Genomic DNA, 5,509 nt, shown 5'->3' on the forward strand with positions numbered 1-5,509 from the left:
AGGAGCATCCGATCCTTGAGAACTCAACAGCGTGCACTTGTCAAATGCCAATTTATTCCTCGTCCAGTCTTCGGGCTGGTTGAGAAATTCCTTTGGATCAAAGACCAACTCTTTTTGGGTTGGCATTCGGATGAAGTCAGCAATGATGTCATCTCTTTGGTCAGTTTCAAACTCGCGGCGTTCCGGTTTTTCCCCGGTTCGTTTGCTTTTCTTTTTTACGGAGAGTTTGATCCTGGCTCAGGATGAACGCTGGCGGCGTGCTTAACACATGCAAGTCGAACGATGAACCAGGTGCTTGCACTTGGGGATTAGTGGCGAACGGGTGAGTAACACGTGAGCAACCTGCCCCTCACTCTGGGATAAGCGCTGGAAACGGCGTCTAATACTGGATACGAGGCACAACCGCATGGTTAGTGTCTGGAAAGATTTTTTGGTGGGGGATGGGCTCGCGGCCTATCAGCTTGTTGGTGAGGTAATGGCTCACCAAGGCGTCGACGGGTAGCCGGCCTGAGAGGGTGACCGGCCACACTGGGACTGAGACACGGCCCAGACTCCTACGGGAGGCAGCAGTGGGGAATATTGCACAATGGGCGGAAGCCTGATGCAGCAACGCCGCGTGAGGGATGACGGCCTTCGGGTTGTAAACCTCTTTTAGCAGGGAAGAAGCGAAAGTGACGGTACCTGCAGAAAAAGCACCGGCTAACTACGTGCCAGCAGCCGCGGTAATACGTAGGGTGCAAGCGTTATCCGGAATTATTGGGCGTAAAGAGCTCGTAGGCGGTTTGTCGCGTCTGCTGTGAAATCCCGAGGCTCAACCTCGGGCCTGCAGTGGGTACGGGCAGACTAGAGTGCGGTAGGGGAGATTGGAATTCCTGGTGTAGCGGTGGAATGCGCAGATATCAGGAGGAACACCGATGGCGAAGGCAGATCTCTGGGCCGTAACTGACGCTGAGGAGCGAAAGGGTGGGGAGCAAACAGGCTTAGATACCCTGGTAGTCCACCCCGTAAACGTTGGGAACTAGTTGTGGGGTCCTTTCCACGGATTCCGTGACGCAGCTAACGCATTAAGTTCCCCGCCTGGGGAGTACGGCCGCAAGGCTAAAACTCAAAGGAATTGACGGGGACCCGCACAAGCGGCGGAGCATGCGGATTAATTCGATGCAACGCGAAGAACCTTACCAAGGCTTGACATACACGAGAACGGGCCAGAAATGGTCAACTCTTTGGACACTCGTGAACAGGTGGTGCATGGTTGTCGTCAGCTCGTGTCGTGAGATGTTGGGTTAAGTCCCGCAACGAGCGCAACCCTCGTTCTATGTTGCCAGCACGTAATGGTGGGAACTCATGGGATACTGCCGGGGTCAACTCGGAGGAAGGTGGGGATGACGTCAAATCATCATGCCCCTTATGTCTTGGGCTTCACGCATGCTACAATGGCCGGTACAAAGGGCTGCAATACCGTGAGGTGGAGCGAATCCCAAAAAGCCGGTCCCAGTTCGGATTGAGGTCTGCAACTCGACCTCATGAAGTCGGAGTCGCTAGTAATCGCAGATCAGCAACGCTGCGGTGAATACGTTCCCGGGTCTTGTACACACCGCCCGTCAAGTCATGAAAGTCGGTAACACCTGAAGCCGGTGGCCTAACCCTTGTGGAGGGAGCCGTCGAAGGTGGGATCGGTAATTAGGACTAAGTCGTAACAAGGTAGCCGTACCGGAAGGTGCGGCTGGATCACCTCCTTTCTAAGGAGCATCTGACACCTTCGGGTGTCCAGAACCCAGATCGAAGGCACACGTTCTTCGCTGGGAGCTCATGGGTGGAACATTTGACATGGCATCAGAGCCAATGGTTTCTGCTAGTACGCACTTCGGTGTGGGAACGCGGGACCGGCGGGTTTGGTGCCTGCACGCTGTTGGGTCCTGAGGGACCGGGTGTGATTCTTCGGGATCGCAGCTGTTCCTCGGGCTTGTCGCTGCCAACGTTGTTGGTGGGGATGAGCACCGCCCGTACTTTGAGAACTACACAGTGGACGCGAGCATCTTCGAGACGATTTCGGTCGTCTCGTTTTGATGATCTTAAAGATCATTAGTCAATTTCGAACCGGGCCCTTTTCGGAGGGTTTGGTACCGATTCTTGATGAACTCATGTGATTTCAAGTCTTTAAGAGCAAACGGTGGATGCCTTGGCATCTGGAGCCGAAGAAGGACGTAGCAATCTGCGATAAGCCTCGGGGAACTGATAAGCGAGTTTTGATCCGAGGGTGTCCGAATGGGGAAACCCCGCTGGGCGGCGTGCCGACCTAGTGACTCCCGCCTGAATATATAGGGCGGGTAGAGGGAACGTGGGGAAGTGAAACATCTCAGTACCCACAGGAAGAGAAAACAACATGTGATTCCGTGAGTAGTGGCGAGCGAAAGCGGATGAGGCTAAACCGGGTGTGTGTGATAGCCGGCAGGCGTTGCATGCTCGGGGTTGTGGGACTTTTCTGATTGTTCTGCCGAACTTTCAGCGTTACAAGCAGGTATAGACGAACGGTTTTGAATGGCCGGTCATAGAGGGTGCGAACCCCGTAGTCGAAATGCCTGGCTTGGCGTGAAGAGTATCCCAAGTAGCACGGGGCCCGAGAAATCCCGTGTGAATCTGTCAGGACCACCTGATAAGCCTAAATACTCCCAGATGACCGATAGCGGACAAGTACCGTGAGGGAAAGGTGAAAAGTACCCCGGGAGGGGAGTGAAATAGTACCTGAAACCGTTTGCTTACAAACCGTTGGAGCCTCCTTAGTAGGGGTGACAGCGTGCCTTTTGAAGAATGAGCCTGCGAGTTAGTGATACGTGGCGAGGTTAACCCGTGTGGGGTAGCCGTAGCGAAAGCGAGTCTGAATAGGGCGATTCAGTCGCGTGTCCTAGACCCGAAGCGAAGTGATCTATCCATGGCCAGGCTGAAGCGACGGTAAGACGTCGTGGAGGGCCGAACCCACTTAGGTTGAAAACTGAGGGGATGAGCTGTGGATAGGGGTGAAAGGCCAATCAAACTTCGTGATAGCTGGTTCTCTCCGAAATGCATTTAGGTGCAGCGTTGCGTGTTTCTTGCCGGAGGTAGAGCTACTGGATGGCCGATGGGCCCTACAAGGTTACTGACGTCAGCCAAACTCCGAATGCCGGTAAGTGAGAGCGCAGCAGTGAGACTGTGGGGGATAAGCTTCATAGTCGAGAGGGAAACAACCCAGACCACCAACTAAGGTCCCTAAGCGCGTGCTAAGTGGGAAAGGATGTGGAGTTGCTGTGACAACCAGGAGGTTGGCTTAGAAGCAGCCACCCTTGAAAGAGTGCGTAATAGCTCACTGGTCAAGTGATTCCGCGCCGACAATGTAACGGGGCTCAAGCACGCCACCGAAGTTGTGGCATTGACATTTATGGTAGGCCTTCGTGGTCCAGCCGTGTTGATGGGTAGGAGAGCGTCGTGTGGCGAGTGAAGCGGCGGAGTGATCCAGCCGTGGACGCTACACGAGTGAGAATGCAGGCATGAGTAGCGAAAGACGTGTGAGAAACACGTCCTCCGGAAGACCAAGGGTTCCAGGGTCAAGCTAATCTTCCCTGGGTAAGTCGGGACCTAAGGCGAGGCCGACAGGCGTAGTCGATGGACAACGGGTTGATATTCCCGTACCGGCGAAGAACCGCCCACATGAAATCAGGAGTGCTAAGCATCCCAAGACGCGTGGATCCCTTCGGGGACGATCGTGAGGCGGCATGCGACCCCATCTGGTGGAGTGAGCGTATTAACAGGTGTGACGCAGGAAGGTAGCCCAAGCCAGGCGATGGTTGTCCTGGTGCAAGTGCGTAGGCCGAGAGATAGGCAAATCCGTCTCTCATGCAGGCTGAGACACGATGCGGATGAAAAGTGGGTGATCCTATGCTGCCGAGAAAAGCATCGACGCGAGGTTCTAGCTGCCCGTACCCCAAACCGACTCAGGTGGTCAGGTAGAGAATACCAAGGAGATCGAGAGAATCGTGGTTAAGGAACTCGGCAAAATGCCCCCGTAACTTCGGGAGAAGGGGGGCCACCCGCTTATACGGATTTACTCCGAAAAGGGCGTGGTGGCCGCAGAGACTAGTGGGTAGCGACTGTTTACTAAAAACACAGGTCCGTGCCAAGTCGCAAGACGATGTATACGGACTGACGCCTGCCCGGTGCTGGAAGGTTAAGAGGACGGGTTAGCTTCGGCGAAGCTCAGAATTTAAGCCCCAGTAAACGGCGGTGGTAACTATAACCATCCTAAGGTAGCGAAATTCCTTGTCGGGTAAGTTCCGACCTGCACGAATGGCGTAACGACTTCCCAACTGTCTCAACCGCGAACTCGGCGAAATTGCATTACGAGTAAAGATGCTCGTTACGCGCAGCAGGACGGAAAGACCCCGTGACCTTTACTACAGCTTGGTATTGGTGTTCGGTGTGGCTTGTGTAGGATAGGTGGGAGACTGTGAAGCATGGACGCCAGTTCATGTGGAGTCATTGTTGAAATACCACTCTGGTCACTCTGGATATCTAACTTCGAACCGTGATCCGGTTCAGGGACAGTGCCTGGTGGGTAGTTTAACTGGGGCGGTTGCCTCCCAAAAAGTAACGGAGGCGCCCAAAGGTTCCCTCAACCTGGTTGGCAATCAGGTGTCGAGTGTAAGTGCACAAGGGAGCTTGACTGTGAGACTGACAGGTCGAGCAGGGACGAAAGTCGGGACTAGTGATCCGGCAGTGGCTTGTGGAAGCGCTGTCGCTCAACGGATAAAAGGTACCTCGGGGATAACAGGCTGATCTTGCCCAAGAGTCCATATCGACGGCATGGTTTGGCACCTCGATGTCGGCTCGTCGCATCCTGGGGCTGGAGTAGGTCCCAAGGGTTGGGCTGTTCGCCCATTAAAGCGGTACGCGAGCTGGGTTTAGAACGTCGTGAGACAGTTCGGTCCCTATCCGCTGCGCGCGTAGGAAGTTTGAGAGGATCTGACCCTAGTACGAGAGGACCGGGTTGGACGAACCTCTGGTGTGCCAGTTGTTCCGCCAGGAGCACCGCTGGTTAGCTACGTTCGGGATGGATAACCGCTGAAAGCATCTAAGCGGGAAGCCGGCCTCAAGATGAGACTTCCATACCTTCGGGTGAGAGGCTCCCAGCCAGACTACTGGGTTGATAGGCCAGATGTGGAAGCGTGGTAACACGTGCAGCTGACTGGTACTAATAAGCCGATGACTTGATAACACACCGTTCTTGGTGCTTGCGTCCACTTTGTGGTTCTCGACGTACGGTCGAAAACCAAACAACCAACACATGCTTGTGTTTGTTTGAGACACGTCAATAGTGTTTCGGCGGCCATAGCGTGAGGGAAACGCCCGGTCACATTCCGAACCCGGAAGCTAAGCCTCACAGCGCCGATGGTACTGCAGGGGGGACCCTGTGGGAGAGTAGGACACCGCCGGACTTCCTTTAACAGAAAGGCCACCCAACGCAGGGTGGCCTTTCTGC

Annotated in this window: 3 rRNA genes; all 3 read left to right on the forward strand. The window is 54.7% G+C overall.

The window, feature by feature from the left end:
* The first annotated feature begins 214 nt into the window (after positions 1-214).
* The 3 genes from WFJ01_RS18890 (at position 215) to rrf (ending at position 5,465) form a co-directional block, all read left to right on the forward strand.
* Positions 215-1,739 (forward strand): 16S ribosomal RNA (locus WFJ01_RS18890).
* Positions 1,740-2,147: 408 nt separating this feature from the next.
* Positions 2,148-5,245, forward strand: a 23S ribosomal RNA gene (locus WFJ01_RS18895).
* 103 nt (positions 5,246-5,348) lie between these two features.
* Positions 5,349-5,465, forward strand: a 5S ribosomal RNA gene (gene rrf, locus WFJ01_RS18900).
* Together the 16S, 23S and 5S rRNA genes form the textbook arrangement of a ribosomal RNA operon.
* The last annotated feature ends 44 nt before the right edge of the window (positions 5,466-5,509 follow it).

Origin of the sequence: Microbacterium sp. MMO-35, assembly GCF_037147555.1 — a bacterium.
Lineage (GTDB): Bacteria > Actinomycetota > Actinomycetes > Actinomycetales > Microbacteriaceae > Microbacterium.